We start from the raw sequence: 14,222 nt of genomic DNA on the forward strand, positions 1-14,222 counted from the left end.
GGTCCTTTCGCAGGGGGCGGGTCACAGTCCGGAGTAGGAGTGCAGCCCGGTGAAGAAGACGTTGACGACGCCGAAGTTGAACAGCACGGCGGCGAAGCCGACGATGCACAGCCAGGCGGCGCGGGTGCCGGCCCAGCCGCGGGTGGCGGTGGCGTGCAGGTATCCGGCGTAGAGCACCCAGATGATGAACGTCCACACCTCTTTCACGTCCCACCCCCAGAACCTGCCCCAGGCGCGGCCGGCCCAGATCGCCCCGGCGATCAGGGTGAAGGTCCACAGGATGAACCCGACGATCGTCAGCCGGTATGCGAGTCGGTCCAGATCCTCCGGCCCGGGCAGACTGTCCCGCAGCCGGGTGAGCCGGGAGGGGAGGCCGCGGCGGCGGGTGGTGAGCAGGTAGGTGAGGGAGACGAGGAACGCGAGCCCGAAGAACGCGGTCGCCAGCAGCGCGACCAGCACGTGGATGACCAGCCACCCGGACTGCAGGGCGGGCATCAGGGGGACGACGGGGACGTAGAAGCTGACCGTCGCGACGCCGAGCAGCAGCACGGTCAGCCCGAGCACGGCGCTGCCCAGGTACGCCAGCCGCACCCGCAGCGACACGGCCAGGAAGGTGGCGATGATCAGGGCGGTGCCGGTGAGGGAGAACTCGAACATGTTCGCCCACGGCACCCGGTCCGCGGCGACCCCGCGCAGCACCACCCCGGCAAGATGGAACACCCAGCCCAGCACGGTCAACACGAACCCGACCCGCGCCGCCTTCCCCGCCCCCCGTCCGCCCCCCGGGGCAGCGGCGGCACCGGGTGCGGTGTCGGGGGCGGGGGCGGTGGGTGTGCCTGCCAGGTCCGGGTCGGTGGTGCTGGTGGCGCCGGCGGTGACCGGCACCCGGACGGTGACCGGGACGGCAGGGGTGCTGGCGCGGCGGGCGAGGTGAAGGGTGTAGGCGACGAATGCGGCGGCGTAGATCGCGATCGCCGAGTACACCAGCAGCAGGGACAGGGCGTCAAGGAACGGGGTCATCAGAGCCTCCTCGAAGGGGTGCGGGGGAAGGGGTGAGGCGGGTGGCGAGGGTGTCGACGGTGGGTTGCAGGCGGGGGTCGTCGCCGCGGGCGAGCCCGGCGACCTCAAGCACCGTGCCGCCGTCCCGGCCGGTGGTTGCGCGGACCCAAAGGCGGCGGCGGGGCACGAACAGGGACAGGGCCAACCCGGCCATCGCGACGACCGCGGCGATCAGAGTGGGGGTTTGGGTGGGGTCGGCGGCGATCTCCAGCGACGCGAATCGGGGGATCGGGCCGAGCTCGATCGTGCCCAGCTCGTCCGGCAGCGGAACCGGGGTGCCGGGGACCAACTGCAGGGCGGGGGTGGGGGTGCCCCGCCCGGCGATCTGGGTGAGGGTGCTGGTGTCCAGTGCGTACACCGACACCGGGACCCCGGTGTTCAGGCCCAGGTCGCCGACGTACACGTTGAAGGTGACGACCGGGTCCAGCAGGTCCGGGTAGCTGGACGCGAACGCCCCAGAGGCGGTGGTCGCGCGGGTGGGGTACAGCATCCCGACCAGGCCGACCTGCTCGGCCAGCCCGTCGGGAACCTTCACGATGCCCAAGCTGGTCAAATTCGCGTCCTGCGGCAGGAACGGGACCGTGTCACGGAACACGATCTTCCCGGCCGGGTTTCGGACGGTGAGGGTGGGGGCGTACCCGTTGCCGAGCAGATAGATGTCGGTGCCAGCCACCGGCAGCGGCTCGTTGACCCGGATGCTGGAGGCCTGCCGGGTGCCACCAGTGGTGGTCGTGACCTGCGCGTCGAACGTCTTCGGCATGCCGAGCGCGTTGACGTTGTCCAGGACGTAGTCGACGCGGAACCGGTCCAGGGTGAGGGAGAACGCCGGGATCTGCGTGTCAGTGATGAACCGGCCGGCGGTGAACGAGTCGTACGCGATCCGGGTGGACGCGAACGTCTGCCCCTCCACCAGCACCCGCTGCCCGGTGAACCGGAACCCGCCGCCGACGCCGACCACGACCAGCACCGCCAGCAGCGCCACGTGGAACAGCAGGTTCCCGGTCTCCCGCAGGTAGCCGCGCTCGGCTGCGACCGAGTCCCGTCCGTCGTCGCCGCGGACCCGGCGGGTGCGGTACCGCTGCCGACGCAGCGCCTTCTCGGCCGCGTCCAAGACCGCACCGGGGGGCGTGTCGGGGAGGACGCGGCGGGTGTGGGCGGGCAGGCGGGACAGGTTGCGGGGGGTGGCCGGGGGCGGGGCGAGCAGCGCGGTCAGGTGGTGGCGGATGCGGGGGATGACGCAGCCGATCAGCGACGCGAACAACAGCAGGTAGATCGCGGAGAACCACACCGACCCGAACACGTCGTGCAGCTGCAGCAGGTCCACCGCCCACATCCAGCCCGGGTTGGTCTTGTCGAACTGGATCACCCCGTTCGGGTCGGAGGAGCGTTGCGGGATCAACGACCCGGGGATCGCGGCCACCGCGAGCAGCAGCAACAACACCAGGGCGGTGCGCATGCTGGTCAGCTGCCGCCACGCCCACCGCGCCCACCCCGACACGCTCAGGCGCGGATTCGTGCGCTCCTCCACCGGCCGGTCGACGTGATCGGCGGGCAGCTGCGGGGCCTGCTCACTGCGGATCGACACGCGCATCCCCCCTCCCCCGGACGGGTGCGCGGCGGCGGGCGCGCCAGGAGGCGTGGGCGAGCAGCCCGACCCCCAGTACGGCGGCCACCAGGGCGGTGAGCACGTTCGCTTTCAGCCCGCCGGCGAGCAGCTCGGTGGGATCCAGCCGGATGGACTCCAGCACCGCCCGCCCCGCCCCGTACCACAGCAGGTACACGCCCAGACTCCGCCCGGCGCCCAGCGTGATCCGGCCGTGCCGGCGGCGGTGCTGCTCGAGCAGCACGATCACGGCGGCACCGGCCAGGTTCCACAGCAGCTCGTACAGGAACAGCGGATGAAACAGGGTCCCCGCCGGGGTCCCCGGCGGGATCGCGGGGGCTGAGGGGTCGATCTGCAGCCCCCACGGTAAGGTGGTGGGCGGGCCGAACAGCTCCTGGTTGAAGTAGTTCCCCAGCCGTCCCACCGCCTGGGCGACCAGCATCCCCGGCGCGAGCGCGTCCAGGAACAGCAGCACCGGGATCCCGGCGCGACGGGTGCCGATCACAATCCCGACCAGCCCGCCCAGGATCGCACCGAAGATTGCGATCCCGCCTTCCCAGATGTAGAGCACCCGCCACAGGTCCGCGCCAGGGAAGAAGTAGTCGCCGGGATGGGTGAGCACATGGTAGATCCGGGCGCCGAGGATCCCGAACGGCACCGCCCACATCGCCACATCCACCACGACCCCGGCCGGGTGCCCGACCGCCCGCAGCCGACGGCCGGTGATCAGCACCGCCAGCACGATCCCGGCCAGGATCGCCAGCGCGTAGAACCGGATCTGGAACGGACCGACCTGAACGAAGCTGATCCCCGGGCTCGGGATCAGCGCCGGAGCCACAATGAGGAGTGCGTCCATCAGGGCCTCACCCTCGCCGGAAGCCACGCCAGCGGGTCCACCGCTTCGCCTCCGGTGCGGATCTCGAAGTGCAGGTGTGCGCCGAAGCTGCGTCCACTGTCCCCGACCCGGCCGACCATCTGCCCCACCCGCACGGTCTGTCCCGGGGTCAGGGCGAGGGACCCTTCCCGCATGTGCGCGTACGCGCTTTCCACGACCTGCCCGTCGATCTCGTGCCGGATCACCACGTACACCCCGTACGCGCCGCCCTGCTCCGTCGCGGTGGTGACCACCCCGTCGGCGATCGCCTGGATCGGGGTGCCGATCCCGGGGGTCATGTCCAGTCCGGCATGGAAATTTGAGCAGGACGGGCATGGCGGGGTGCGGTACCCGAACGTGCTGCTGATCGGCACTCCCACGGTGAACGGCCACTGCACCGCCGATGCCGGGTCGTTGGTGAATGTGTCCGCGGTGTGCGCGTACGACTCGGTCCCGACGGGGGCGGTCACCGCCACCGTGTAGTCCCCGCGCACCATCACCGTCCCGGTGACGGTGTCGGGGGTGGTGAACGACTGGGCGCGCACCGGGGTGCGGGTCGCCTCGACGGCGAACACCGGCTCCGGCGTCAACGGGATCAGCAACGGCAGTCCGGCGATCGACGCGACCGGGAGCATCACCGCGCCGGCGAGCATCCGGGATCGGGTGAGCGTGCGGCGCGGCGCGTGTCGAGGTGTCCGGGCGGCACGGGTGGGCCGACGGCGTCGATCGCGTCGCGTCTGGACGGGTGGGGAAGACAGGGCGGCTCTCGCCGCACGGCGCGTTCCGGTACCGGGAGTCGGGGTGGAGGGGGCGGGTTCGGGCATACAAGACTTTCCTGGATGAGGGGGACGATGAAGGTGCGCACGGTCGCCGTCACACGGTCCAACCGGGAGCCGCGGCCCGGAGTGCACGGCGAGAATCCGGGATCGGATCACCCATGGCGCTGCCGCAGACGGGTCGCGCTCGCCTGCGGGCCGCACATCGTGGACCGTCGGCGACATCACGCGCCGGCGGCGGCTCAGGCGGCGGGCGCGGGCGGGGTGCTGATCAGGTGCGGCTGATCGACAGCACGATCAGGGAGGGCCGCAGAAGAGGCGACCCGGACGTGAACGAGCTCGACCTGCCGGGGAGGGATCGCAGCCACGCCAGCAGCGACATCCACCCGTCCCGGGCCGGGAGCACCAGGATGAGCAGGGTCAGCAACGCGAGCAGACACGTCACGGCAGCGAAAGCATGAGACGTCCCGCAGACCGTCTCATCGCACGAGGGCGTCACCACCCCGCTGACCAGGACATCAGCGGCGGCATCGGGGGCCGCAACGACTGCGGAGGCGGACACGACAGTGCCCGCCTGGTCCTCTTCCAGACTCAGCGAATGCATCGCAAGCAGCCCCGCGATGATCGCGGTCACCGCGGCCAGGTAGAACCACAGGGCACGCCGGGACCCGAGTGCCCGCCGTCGCGCCACCACCTGGTTCACCGTCGACGCCCCTTCCTCGATCACGCCCAGCATACCCCGGGCGGGTAGCCATCCCCGAAGCGATACCCATCCTGGATACCCCGGATGGGTATATGCTGAGTGGTAGGGGGCACCCGCTCCCGTGCGTGGTGTTCTGACCGTGTCGCGGAGGCAAGGCACCGCTACCCTGGACGGGAAGGAGGTCGGTCGTGAACGTGATTCGCTCGCACGCGCGTCTGACCCCCGGGGTGCGACGGCTCCTGCTGGCCGCTCCGATCGCCCTGGCGATCATCACCGGGCTGCTGTCCATGCACGTCCTGACCGGTTCCCACCAGCCCGCCCTGGCATCAGAGACCAGCGCGATGAGCACGCACAGCCAGGTCGGCTCCGCACCAGCCGCCGCCGACGATACGCCGATGACCGCAGCTGCGGCGGAGGGCGCTGGAGGGCATTGCCAGGACGGGTGCGGCAGCCCTGCGGGGATGCCGGATCACTCGATGCTGATGATGGTGTGCGTGCTGGCGCTGCTGGCCGCGGTGATCGTCCTGCTCGCCCCGACGTCCCGTGCCCTTCTCACATACGCCGTAGCCCGCTCGCGCTCCCATACCCGGACTCTGCTGGTCGGATTGCCGCATCCCCGCCCGCCTTCACTGCTTGTCCTGTCCATCAGTCGCACCTGATTCCGCCTGAACCCCGGCGACCCTTGCCGGGGATGCTGCACCCTGCCCTCCCGGGCACTGAATCAGACCCTCACCGACTGAATAGACAAGGACACCCCTGATGCGTTTTCGTACTCTCACGCTGACCGCCGGCGCCCTGGCCACCGTGCTCGTGCTCGCCGGCTGCGCCCCCACCGACGGCACCATGCCCGGCATGGACCACGGACCCGGGGGGATGACCAGCACCGCCCCCTCCCAGTCCGCCGCCGCGTTCAACGCCGCGGACGAGATGTTCGTGACCATGATGATCCCGCACCACCAGCAGGCCATCGAGATGGCCGATCAGATCCTCGCGAAAGACGGCATCGACGAGCGAGTCGTCTCCCTCGCCGAGCAGATCAAGGCCGCACAGGACCCGGAGATCCAGACCATGAAGGGCTGGCTGGAGGAGTGGGGCGTCCCGTACGACGACTCCATGTCCGGGATGGACGGCATGGACATGGGCGGCGGGATGATGTCGGAGGACGACATGGCCGCTCTGGATGCCGCGACCGGGGTCGAGGCGACCCGCCTGTTCCTGAACGGCATGATCGCTCACCACCAGGGCGCCGTGACGATGGCGCAGTCGGTGCTCACCGACGGACAGAACCCGGACGTGGCCGCCCTCGCGCAGCAGATCATCGACGGGCAGACCGCCGAGATCACCACGATGCAGGACATCCTCGCCAGCCTCTGACCCGGTACCCCTCGGACGGGACCCGCGCTCCCGATGCCGGTCCCGTCCGAGGCCCCACCCTCGACCCCTGTGCGGTCACCGGTATCCGGCGTACCCGCACGGAAAGGACCTCCGTTCATGATCTCTCCCACCACCCGCAGACTGGCGATCACGGCCACCGTCACCGTCGCGCTGCTGCTCACGGGCTGCAGCACCACCCCTGCGGAGCCCGATGCCCCCGCGGGCACCGCGGCCGGGTTCGGGCATGTGCACGGCATCGTCGACGCCGGTGACAGCACCGTGCTGCTGGGCACCCACACCGGCCTGTACACGCTGGGCGAGGACGGCACCGTCACCGGCCCGGTCGGTGGCATCGACCTGGACGCGATGGGACTGACCGCTACCGGTGACACCCTCTACGCGTCCGGGCACCCCGGCCCGTCCACCCCGGCGGAGCTCGGCGCCCCCAACCTCGGCATCATCCGCAGCCTCGACGCCGGCGCCTCGTGGGAACCGGTCGCGTTCACCGGGGAAGAGGACTTCCACGTCCTCACCGTCACCGGCGACGGCACCCTGTACGGGATCGGATCCTCCCGGCTGCTGCTGCGCACCAGCAGCGACGGCGGGCAGAGTTGGGCGGACGGTGCCGAGCTACCCGCCGTCGACCTGGCCGCCGCGACCGACGGCACCCTGTACGCCGCCACCCAGGACGGGCTGCAGCACAGCACCGACGGTGGCGCCACCTTCACCCCGGCGCCGGACGCGCCAGTGCTGTACCTGGTGGAGACCGACCCAACCGGTGGGGTGGTCGGAGTGGACACCGACGGGACGTTGCGACGCCTAGTCGGCACCGGCTGGGAGAACGTCGGCACCACCACGGGAACCGTCCAAGCCCTCGGGGTCACCGGGGACGGTGCGATCGTCCTGGTCGATGACCGCGGCGTGGTCTGGATCCGCGACACCACCGCCACCGTTCTCATCCCGGCGGCAACACCATGACCACCGTCATTCGCACCTGGCGCGACCCGAGCGGTCGCGGATCGGAAGGAGACCGACCATGACCCCCACACCGGCACCCCCCGCGTGGGCGCACCGCACCACTGATGCCACCGCCGAGCAGTTGGCGGCGGTGGATGCGTGGTGGCGGGCGGCGAACTATCTGAGCATCGGGCAGATCTACCTGCAGGGTAACCCGCTGCTGCGCCACCGCCTCAGCCGGGACGACATCAAGCCGCGGCTGCTGGGGCATTGGGGCACCACCCCGGGCCTGAACTTCCTCTACGCCCACCTGAACCGCGCCATCCGCGACCGCGACCTGAACACCCTGTACGTGACCGGGCCCGGGCACGGCGGACCCGGCATGGTCGCCAACGCCTACCTCGACGGCACCTACACCGAACGCTACCCGGGCATCGACCGCACCGAAGAGGGGCTGCGGGCGCTGTTCCGGCAGTTCTCCTTCCCGGGCGGGATCCCCTCGCACGCGTCCCCGGAAACGCCCGGGTCGATCAACGAGGGCGGGGAGCTGGGCTACTCCCTCGTGCACGCCTACGGGGCCGCGTTCGACAACCCCGACCTGCTGGTCGCCTGCGTGATCGGTGACGGGGAGGCGGAGACCGGGCCGCTGGCGACCGCGTGGCACGGCAACAAGTTCCTCAACCCCGCCCATGACGGGGTGGTGCTGCCGATCCTGCATCTGAACGGGTACAAGATCGCCAACCCGACCGTGCTGTCCCGCATCCCCGAGGAAGAGCTGGTCGCGCTGCTGCGCGGCTACGGCCATCACCCCCACGTCGTCACGGTCGGCTTCGATGGCGAGACCCCGCAGGAGTCCCACGCGACGTTCGCGGCGGTCCTGGATGCGGTGCTGGATGAGATCGCGGACATCAAGGCCGCCGCGGCGGCCGGGACGCTGGAGGGGCGGCCGGCGTGGCCGGCGATCGTGCTGCGCAGCCCGAAGGGGTGGACCTGCCCGAAGATCATCGACGGTCTGCCGGTGGAGGGCACCTGGCGGGCACACCAGGTGCCGCTCGCCGAGGTCCGCGACAATCCCGAGCACCTGCGGATCCTCGAGGACTGGCTGGCGTCCTACCGCCCGCACGAGCTGTTCGACGTGACCGGCGCCCCCCGCCCGGCCACGGTCGCGATCGCCCCGGACGGGGATCGGCGGATGAGCGCGAACCCGGCCGGCAACGGCGGACAACTCACCGTCCCGCTGCGGCTCCCGGACTTCCACAAGCACGCGCAGCCGGTCGACCCGGCCGAGCGGGGTGCGGGAACCGGGGAAGCGACCCGCGTGCTGGGCGAGTGGCTGGCGGGGGTGATCCGGGACAACCCGGACAACTTCCGCATCTTCGGCCCGGACGAGACCGCCTCCAACCGGCTCGCCCCACCCGTCTACCAGGCCACCGGCAAGCAGTGGAACGCGGCCGTGGAGCCCGTCGACGAGCACCTGGCCCCGACTGGGCGGGTGATGGAGGTGCTCAGCGAGCACCAGTGCCAGGGCTGGCTCGAGGGCTACGTCCTTACCGGCCGGCATGGGCTGTTCAACTGCTACGAGGCGTTCACCCACATCGTCGACTCGATGTTCAACCAGCACGCCAAATGGCTCGAAGCGGCCCGGGAGGTGTCGTGGCGGGACCCGATCCCGAGCTTCAACTACCTGCTCTCCAGCCACGTCTGGCGGCAGGACCACAACGGGTTCTCTCACCAGGACCCCGGGTTCATCGACCTCGCCCTGAACAAGAGCCCCGACATCGTCCGCGTCTACCTGCCGTTCGACGCGAACACGCTGCTGTCCACCTACGACCACTGCCTGCGCTCGGCCGGGTACATCAACGTCGTCGTCGCCGGGAAGCAGCCCGCCCCGCAGTGGCTGACGATGGACGAGGCGATCGAGCACTGCGCTCGTGGGCTCGGGATCCTGCCGTGGGCGGGCACCGAAACCGAAGGCACCGAGCCGGATGTGGTGCTCGCCGCCGCCGGCGACGTCCCCACCCTCGAGACCCTCGCCGCGGCGGCGCTGCTGCGCGAGCACATCCCCGACCTGAGAGTGCGGGTGGTGAACGTGGTCGACCTGACCCGGCTGCAATCCGAGGACCAGCACCCGCACGGTCTCCCGGACCGGGAGTTCGATGCGATCTTCACTCCCGACAAGCCGGTGATCTTCGCCTACCACGGCTACCCGTGGCTGATCCACCGACTCACCTACAAGCGCGCCGGGCACCAGAACCTGCACGTGCACGGGTTCCAGGAGCGCGGCACCACCACGACCCCGTTCGACATGGTCATGCTCAACGACCTCGACCGTTACCAGCTCGCCATCGACGTCCTCGACCACGTCCCTGGCCTGGCCGCCCGCCAAGCCGGGCTGCGTCAGGAGCTGCAGGACGCCCGCCTGCGCGCCCGCGCCCACACCCGTCAGCACGGCACCGACATCCCCGCCGTCGCCGACTGGGAATGGCCTCACCCCGACACTGATACACCCGCCACCGACCCCGTCATCGGGAAGGAACTGTGATGAACGACACCAAAACCGTGACCCTGCAGGTCAGCGGTATGCTCCGCGCGACCTCCAAGAACGTCACCGAAGCCCACCTGAGCCGCCAACCCGGGGTGATCGCCGTGGACGCGAACCCGGTCTCGCAGACCGCGACCGTCACCTACGACCCCGACACCACCTCGGTCGCGCACCTGCAGCAGTGGGTCATCGACTGCGGGTATCACTGCGCCGGCCAGTCCGTCCCCGACCATATCTGCGACCCCGCGCACGACCCGCACGACGAGGGTGCGCACGACCACAGCGCCCACCACGGCCCCGCAGCTGAGGGCGCACAAGAACCGCACGCGAGTCACGACGCGCACGAGGGCCACACGGATGCCACGGGTCACGCCAGCCACGCGGGCCATAAGGGTCCTGCGGGCTATCACGACGACCCCGTCCACGATCACGCCGCTGGCCACGACCACACGCACGCCCCGTCGGCGACGGCGGATGACGGTGAGCATGCCGGTCACCACGTCGAGCACGCCGGTCACACCGCGGCCGCGGGTGGGCACGATCATGGTGCAGCGTCGGGTCACAGTGCGCAGGAGATGATGGGCCACGGTGGGCATCACGGCGGGATGTCGATGGACGCGATGATCCGCGACATGCGCAACCGGTTCCTGGTCGCGCTGATCCTGTCGATCCCGATCACCCTGTGGTCTCCGATCGGGCGGGAGGTGATCGGATTCGAGGTGCCGGCACCGTTCGGGCTGCGCGATGACGTGTTCATGCTGATCCTGTCGCTGCCGGTGATCTTCTACTCGGCGTGGATCTTCTTCGACGGCGCCTACCGGGCGCTGCGCGCGAAGACCCTCGACATGATGGTGCTCGTCGCGGTCGGTGTCGGCGCCGGCTGGCTGTACTCCCTCGCGGTCACCCTCACCGGCGGCGGTGAAGTGTTCTACGAAGCCGCCACGGTGCTTGCCACCTTCGTGCTGCTGGGGCATTGGGTGGAGATGCGCGCCCGCGGCGGCGCGAACGACGCCATCCGCACCCTCCTGGAGCTCGCACCCTCGCAGGCGGTCGTGATCCGTGACGGGCAGGAGGTCGAGATCCCCACCAGCGAGGTCGTCCCGGGGGATCTGATGCTGGTGCGGCCGGGGGCCAAGATCCCCACCGACGGTGTCGTGGAATCCGGAGAGTCCGAGGTGGACGAGTCGATGGTCACCGGCGAGTCCATGCCGGTGGACAAAGCGCCCGGGTCGGAGGTGATCGGAGCGACCGTGAACACCGTCGGCACCCTCCGCGTCACAGCCACCAAAGTCGGCTCGGACACGGCGTTGGCGCAGATCGTGAAGCTCGTGCAGGAGGCGCAGAACTCCAAAGCCCCCGGGCAGCGCCTCGCCGACCGGGCAGCGTTCTGGCTCGTCCTGGTCGCCCTGATCGGCGGCACCCTCACCTTCCTGGTGTGGCTGCTCGCCGGCGCTGCAATCCCGATGGCGATCCTGTTCGCTATCACCGTCGTCGTCATCACCTGCCCCGACGCGCTCGGCCTCGCCACCCCGACGGCGATCATGGTCGGCACCGGGCTCGGCGCGAAACGGGGCGTGTTGTTCAAGAACGCCTCCGGGATCGAAACCGCCGCCCACATCGACACGGTCGTGTTCGACAAGACCGGCACCCTCACCAAGGGGGAGCCGGAGGTCACCGACTACATCCCCGTCGGCGACGACGACCTCGAGACTCTCTCCCTCGCGGTCGCGTTGGAGCGGGAATCCGAGCATCCTCTGGCGAAAGCGATCGTGAATTACGCCGACGCCCGCGACATCCCCCGTCGCACCGCGACCGCGTTCCGAAACGTCACCGGGCAGGGCGCGATCGCCACCGTCGACGGTCGACAGGTCGTCCTCGGCAACCCGCGCCTTCTCACCGGGGAGGGGATCGACATCAGCGGGGTGCAGGCCGCTCAGCAGGACCTGGCTGGGTCCGGCCGCACCGCGATCCTGTTCGCCGTGGACGGGCAAGTCGCCGGGATCATCGGTCTCGCCGACGCACCCCGGGACACCGCAAAGACCGCGATCGACGCTCTCCACGAGCAGGGCGTCGAGGTCGCAATGCTCACCGGGGACAACAAGCCCACCGCCGACCGGATCGCCGCTCTCCTCGGCATCGACACCGTGATCGCGGATGTGCTCCCCGAGGACAAGTCCGCGAAGGTCGCCGAGCTGCAGAAGACGGGCAAGAAGGTCGCGATGGTCGGCGACGGCGTCAACGACGCCCCCGCCCTCGCCCAGGCCGACCTCGGCATCGCGATCGGCGCCGGCACCGACGTCGCCATCGAGACCGCCGACGTGGTCCTGATGCGCTCGGACCCGCTCGATGTTGCGATCGCACTCAAGATCGGCAAGGGCACACTGCGAAAGATGCGGCAGAACCTGGGCTGGGCCATCGGATACAACGCCGCCGCCCTCCCCATCGCCGCTGGCGTGTTCTACCCGGCGTTCGGGATCATGCTGTCCCCGGAGATCGCCGCCCTGTCGATGTCCGGTTCCTCCGTGATCGTCGCCGTCAACGCCCTCCTCCTCAAGCGGCTCCGCCTGCCCGCCCAGGCGCCCGCTGCGACGACCATGCAGAAGGAGCCCGAACATGCCTGACCGTCCGCTCTCTCCCACACCGTCCTCCCCGATGCTGCTGACCCGACGAGGTGTGCTCGGACTCGGACTGGGCGCCGTCGCGGCAGCCGTGCTCGCCTCCTGCACCCCCGCGCCGCAATGGGTGACACCCACCGGCGCAGCGGTGTCCGGCACGGAGAAGAACCGCGGCGGCACCGGCCGAGTCACCACCGTCGACCTCACCGCCGCCCCCACCACGCTCGACCTGGCCGGTACCGCCGCCGCCACCTGGGCGTTCGGAGGTATCCCCGCCCCGGTAATCCGGCTCACCGCAGGCGACACGCTGAAAGCGACCGTCCGCAACCAGCTCGACGCGGACACCTCCGTGCACTGGCACGGACTCGCCCTCCGCAACGACATGGATGGGGTCCCTCCGGTAACCCAAGCCCCCATCGCCCCGGGCGGACAGTTCGCATACGAGTTCGTCACCCCGCATCCGGGCACCTACTGGTTCCACCCCCACGTCGGCCCGCAACTGGACCACGGCCTCTACGGTGCGCTCATCATCGACGACCCGGACGAGAAGGTGACGTGGGACGACGAATGGGTGCTGATCCTCGACGACTGGCTCGACGGCGTCACCGCCACCCCGGACCAGGTCCTCACCGACCTCTCGAAGGGCATGGGAGACATGGGCGGGATGGGCGACATGTTCATGCGGATGGGGAACCTGCTGATGGGCGCCACCTCCGACCTGCTCGGCGGCGACGCCGGCGACGTCTACTACCCGCACTACCTCATCAACGGCAAACCCAAAGCCGACCCCGCCCAATTCACCGGCACTCCTGGTGCCCGGGTGCGGATCCGTGTCATCAACGCCGGCAGCGACACCGCGTTCCGGTTCGCGATCGGCGGCCACACCCTGACGATCACCCACACCGACGGGTTCCCGGTGGATCCTGTCGAGGTCGACAGTGTCCTGATCGGGATGGGCGAACGCTACGACCTGCAGGTCACCCTGGACGATGGGGTGTTCCCTGTCGTCGCCGACGCGGAAGGCAAGCAGGATCGCGCGTTCGCGCTCGTTCGCACCGCCGCTGGCACGGCTCCGGCCAGCGACGTCCCCGTCGCCGAGCTCGGCACCGGCAGGGTCGGCACCGCTGCCGGACTGAGCGCGACCGCCTCCGTCACCCTGCACCAGGCATCCCCCGACCGGGTCGTGCACCTCGCGCTGACCGGGGGGATGGAGGCGTACGACTGGGGGATCAATGGGCGCCGGTTCGACATGAACGACCCGTTGCGGGACGCGCACGCGGTCAGTATGGGGGAGCGGGTGCAGTTGCGGATCCGCAATGACACCGAGATGTGGCATCCGTTCCACCTGCACGGCCACACCTACCAGCACGCGAACGGCGGCCCCCGGAAGGACACCTCCATCATCCTCCCGGGCCAGACCCTGACAGTCGACTTCGACGCCGACAACCCCGGCCAGTGGGTCGCGCACTGCCACAACATCTACCACGCCGAGACCGGCATGACCACGGTGCTCGGATACCAGTCATGAACCGCGCGTTCATCCCCAGCACGGGAGGATGATCGCGCGGGCGATCGGACGGCGGCGGCGGACGTCAAGTCTAAGTGGACTTCCTACTCTTATGTAGGGATCTGCCATTTCGCGCGGAATCCTGCTGACGAAACTGCTGCCAATTAGCGTGGAATCCCCGAGTTCTCCGCCACCTTGACCGGGAACCTACA

General features: G+C 70.0%; 11 protein-coding genes. 6 read left to right on the forward strand and 5 right to left on the reverse strand.

The window, feature by feature from the left end; all coding sequences use genetic code 11:
* Nucleotides 1-21: 21 nt before the first annotated feature.
* The 5 genes from ccsB to JOE64_RS00810 all read right to left on the reverse strand — a co-directional run bounded on the left by ccsB (nucleotide 22) and on the right by JOE64_RS00810 (nucleotide 5,039).
* Nucleotides 22-1,020 carry a c-type cytochrome biogenesis protein CcsB gene (ccsB, locus tag JOE64_RS00790; RefSeq protein ID WP_005049590.1) on the reverse strand — a complete coding sequence of 333 codons (999 nt, stop codon included), beginning with the start codon at nucleotides 1,018-1,020 and terminating at the stop codon, nucleotides 22-24.
* Complete coding sequence (gene resB, locus JOE64_RS00795) at nucleotides 1,004-2,650, reverse strand: cytochrome c biogenesis protein ResB (RefSeq protein WP_005049591.1); 1,647 nt, start codon at nucleotides 2,648-2,650, stop codon at nucleotides 1,004-1,006. The genes ccsB and resB overlap by 17 nt, the downstream gene beginning before the upstream one ends.
* Nucleotides 2,628-3,518 (reverse strand): prolipoprotein diacylglyceryl transferase, encoded by an 891-nt coding sequence (lgt, locus tag JOE64_RS00800; protein WP_005049593.1) that lies wholly within the window; start codon nucleotides 3,516-3,518, stop codon nucleotides 2,628-2,630. The genes resB and lgt overlap by 23 nt, the downstream gene beginning before the upstream one ends.
* Nucleotides 3,518-4,171: a M23 family metallopeptidase gene (locus JOE64_RS00805; protein ID WP_239531816.1), complete on the reverse strand. Its 654-nt coding sequence runs from the start codon at nucleotides 4,169-4,171 to the stop codon at nucleotides 3,518-3,520. Before JOE64_RS00805 ends, lgt begins: the two co-directional genes overlap by 1 nt.
* A 412-nt stretch (nucleotides 4,172-4,583) precedes the next feature.
* Nucleotides 4,584-5,039: a DUF6153 family protein gene (locus tag JOE64_RS00810; protein WP_056207388.1), complete on the reverse strand. Its 456-nt coding sequence runs from the start codon at nucleotides 5,037-5,039 to the stop codon at nucleotides 4,584-4,586.
* Between the two features lie 164 nt (nucleotides 5,040-5,203).
* On the opposite strand from JOE64_RS00810, the gene JOE64_RS00815 reads away from it, so the two are divergent.
* From JOE64_RS00815 to JOE64_RS00840, 6 genes are all read left to right on the forward strand, one after another.
* Entirely contained in the window at nucleotides 5,204-5,674 is a 471-nt protein-coding gene (locus JOE64_RS00815; protein ID WP_036286051.1) for a DUF6153 family protein, read from the forward strand.
* A 100-nt stretch (nucleotides 5,675-5,774) separates the two neighbouring features.
* On the forward strand, nucleotides 5,775-6,389 hold the full coding sequence (locus JOE64_RS00820; RefSeq protein WP_056207384.1) for a DUF305 domain-containing protein: 615 nt from the start codon (nucleotides 5,775-5,777) through the stop codon (nucleotides 6,387-6,389).
* Between the two features lie 117 nt (nucleotides 6,390-6,506).
* On the forward strand, nucleotides 6,507-7,367 hold the full coding sequence (locus JOE64_RS00825; RefSeq protein WP_060959933.1) for a F510_1955 family glycosylhydrolase: 861 nt from the start codon (nucleotides 6,507-6,509) through the stop codon (nucleotides 7,365-7,367).
* Between the two features lie 58 nt (nucleotides 7,368-7,425).
* Nucleotides 7,426-9,888, forward strand: coding sequence for a phosphoketolase family protein (locus JOE64_RS00830; protein WP_204962482.1), 2,463 nt, complete (start codon nucleotides 7,426-7,428; stop codon nucleotides 9,886-9,888).
* Nucleotides 9,888-12,509, forward strand: a complete 2,622-nt coding sequence (locus tag JOE64_RS00835; RefSeq protein WP_204962483.1) for a heavy metal translocating P-type ATPase — start codon at nucleotides 9,888-9,890, stop codon at nucleotides 12,507-12,509. The genes JOE64_RS00830 and JOE64_RS00835 overlap by 1 nt, the downstream gene beginning before the upstream one ends.
* Entirely contained in the window at nucleotides 12,502-14,031 is a 1,530-nt protein-coding gene (locus JOE64_RS00840; RefSeq protein WP_048809213.1) for a multicopper oxidase family protein, read from the forward strand. The genes JOE64_RS00835 and JOE64_RS00840 overlap by 8 nt, the downstream gene beginning before the upstream one ends.
* Nucleotides 14,032-14,222: the final 191 nt, after the last annotated feature.

The organism is Microbacterium dextranolyticum, assembly GCF_016907295.1.
Classification (GTDB): Bacteria; Actinomycetota; Actinomycetes; order Actinomycetales; family Microbacteriaceae; genus Microbacterium; species Microbacterium dextranolyticum.